This is a genomic window from Pseudomonas edaphica (assembly GCF_005863185.1).
GTDB classification, from domain to species: Bacteria; Pseudomonadota; Gammaproteobacteria; order Pseudomonadales; family Pseudomonadaceae; genus Aquipseudomonas; species Aquipseudomonas edaphica.
This window is the reverse complement of record NZ_VBVZ01000693.1, coordinates 1-3,052: the sequence shown is the minus strand read 5'-3', so window position 1 is coordinate 3,052 and position 3,052 is coordinate 1. Positions and strand designations below refer to the sequence as shown.

General features: G+C 62.2%; 3 protein-coding genes. All 3 read right to left on the bottom strand.

The annotated features are described in order from the left end of the window. Window positions 1-289: 289 nt before the first annotated feature. Window positions 290-1,294, bottom strand: coding sequence for a substrate-binding domain-containing protein (locus FEM54_RS29100; protein ID WP_017136516.1), 1,005 nt, complete (start codon window positions 1,292-1,294; stop codon window positions 290-292). Between the two features lie 37 nt (window positions 1,295-1,331). After that, the gene (locus FEM54_RS29095; protein ID WP_017136517.1) at window positions 1,332-2,195 is read right to left on the bottom strand and encodes an SMP-30/gluconolactonase/LRE family protein; all 864 of its coding nucleotides are present in this window, start codon (window positions 2,193-2,195) and stop codon (window positions 1,332-1,334) included. Between the two features lie 14 nt (window positions 2,196-2,209). Beyond that, window positions 2,210-3,052: aldehyde dehydrogenase family protein (locus FEM54_RS29090; RefSeq protein WP_477749745.1), on the bottom strand; the 843-nt coding region annotated here is incomplete at its 5' end.

The window sequence follows — 3,052 nt, the reverse complement described above, 5'->3', positions numbered from 1 at the left end:
CGCCCCGTTAACCACGATGGCCGAACGCAGGCTTGAATCCGTGGGTAACCCGGCAGGACGCCGGGTTAGCCGCGCTGGGCCAAGGATGGCCCATCGCGGCGGCCCACGGATTCAAGCCGGAGTGAGGGCATGCCGAGCCCCAGCGAGGCACCGAGTGGTGGGGCGAAGACCTTTTGGTTACTTTTGGGGCGTTTGCCAAAAGTGACCCGCCGTAAGGGCGGAACCATAGGTAGCCGTTACCGCAGCAACGGATATGTACTCCGTCCGATCCCCCCCCGCCAAGCCTACCTCACTGCCACAACCCAATCTTCGTCAGCTCTTGCTTGAAGTTCTCCCGTGTAATCAGCGTCACCTCGTCCATCGCCGTGTACTTGGGCGGCTCCGTCCCCTTGGTAACCCACTCATACATCATCAGCGCAGTGTTGTAGCCCTCGATATGCGGGCTAGGCAGCATCGAACCGAAAAATCCACTGTCAGCCTTTTTCAGTTCGCCAATGGCATCCGTACCATTGATGCCGATACCAATCACATTGGCCGCAGCAAAACCAGCCGTTTCGGTTGCGCGCACGCCACCGAGCACCGTGTTGTCGTTCATACCACCGATAATCAAGTTCTTGGCACCGCTGGGCAGCTTGACCAGCGCCGAGTTGGTGGCGTCCATACTGCCCGGTACATCGAGCGTCTTGGCCGCGGTGAACAGAATGTGGTCTTTAGGAAAACCGGCATCTTCCAGGGATTTAACCGAACCGTCAGTGCGCTTTTTACCCGTGTCCAGTTCGTTAAAGGTATTGATCACCGCGTAGGTGTCCTTCCAATCCCAACCGCGTTTTTTCGCCTCAGCCGCCATCGCCGCGCCCTGCTTCTGGCCCACTTCAAACGCGGCCATGCCCAGGTACGGCACGTCCTCCATGAAGTTGCCTTTGGCGTCGACAAAACGGTCATCCACCGCAATCACTTTCAGGCCGTTGGCCTTTGCCTTGGCAACGATGGCCGGGCCCAGCGACACATCCGGCGGGCAGATCACAAAGCCCTTGGCGCCGTTGGCCGCCAGGCTGTCGATGGCCGAGAGGGTTTTCTCGCCATCGGGCACGGCGATCTTGATCACGGTAAAGCCATGCTCCTTGCCGGCTTTTTCGGCAAACGCCCATTCCGTCTGGAACCACGGCTCTTCAGCCTGCTTGACCAAAAAACCGATCTTCACGGCTTCAGCAGCCTGCAACAGACCGCCCAAGCTCAGGGCCGACACCGCCACAGCGGCGCAGCACAGGGAACGCATACCTCGACGACGATTCATACGGGTGACTCCTTGTTATTGTTTTCAGGTCTTGGGTTTATCCGGCAAAGCGGTGACAGCGTGTGCCCGGCACATCGACCTCGATGGCCAGCACTGCGCCATCCAGCGGGTGATCGAGTGGGCTGGCGGCGCTGGTGATGTAGAGGGTGGTGAGGTTGGGGCCACCGAACACGCAACTGGTGGGGCGGCTCACGGGCAACTCGACAATGCGGTCGACCTCGCCGGCAGGCGTCAGGCGCAGCAAGCAACTGCCATCCCAACGGGCATTCCAGATATAGCCATCCGCGTCCATCGCCGAGCCATCCGGGCCACCACGCTCATGCGGGCCGAACCAGACCCGGGCAGGCTCGAGCTGACCCTCTGGCTTGACCGCATGCCGGTACAAAGTGCCGTCCAGGCTGTCGCCAAAATGCACGTGCGCGCCGTCATCGCTCCACACCAAGGTGTTGGGAATGCCCAGCCCTTGCAGCAGCGGCGTGACATGCGCGTTGGCATCGATCCGAAACAGGCCGCCGGAACGCCGCGTAATCGGCAGGTCTTCACCCTGCTCGCCAATGTTGTTCTGCATGGTGCCCAACCACAGGCGGCCCTGGGCATCGCAGCGCGCTTCATTGCCACGGTTACCCGGTTGCGGGTCGGCCACGCACAACAGCGTGAGGGCTTCGGTTTCCAGGTTCAGCCGGTACACGCCGCTGCTCAGCGTCACCAGTGCATCCCCGCTTTCACAGGGGATGAAGGCCGAGACGTGCTCGGGCAACTGCCAGATCTGCAACTGCCCGCCCATCAGGCGCAGCGCCTGCTTGCCGGCGATATTCACCCAATACAGCGCCTGGGTCGGCACGTCCCAGAACGGGCCTTCGCCCAGCTGCGCACGGTGCGCAGTGACTGCGGTACACGACATAAAACCTCCTGGTGTTACAGCGGGTCGCGCGATGGCGTGCCATCCACCAGCCGCTGGATACGCAACGGGTTGGCGTTTTTCAACGCGTCGGGCAGCAGGCTATCAGGGTAATTCTGCAAGCACACCGGGCGCAGGAAACGGTCGATGGCCAGGGTGCCGACCGAGGTGCCACGGGCATCGGATGTGGCCGGGTACGGCCCGCCGTGAACCATCGAATCACACACTTCCACGCCGGTCGGGTAGCCGTTGAGCAGGATGCGCCCGACTTTCTGCTCCAGCAGCGGCGTCAGTTCAGTGAAGTGCTGCAGGTCGGCCGGTTCAGCAATAAGCGTCGCGGTGAGCTGGCCGTGCAGCCCGTGCAAGGCGTCGCTGAGCTGGGCCTGATCGGCGACCTCGACAAACACCGTGGCAGGGCCGAACACCTCTTCCTGCAACACCTCATCACCGTCGATCAGCAAGCGCACGTCGGCCTTGAACAGCTGCGGCTGCGCCTGACTGCCCACTTGAGCGCTGCCCGCCAGGTGTTGGATGCCAGGGTGCGCCAAGAGCTTTTCCAAGCCTTTGCCATAACTGCCCAGGGTGCCGGCATTGAGCATGGTTTGCGCCGGCTGTTCACCGATCAGTTGCGCCACCTGTTGGGTAAACGCGGTGAACTGTGGCGAGGCAATACCGATCACCAGGCCAGGGTTGGTGCAGAACTGGCCACAGCCTTGCACCACCGAGGCAGTGAGGTCGCGGGCGATGGTCGCGGCCCTGGCGTGCAAGGCCTGGGGCAGCACAATCACCGGGTTGATGCTCGACATCTCGGCAAATACCGGGATCGGCTGCGGGCGTGCCGCCGCCATATCACACAAGGC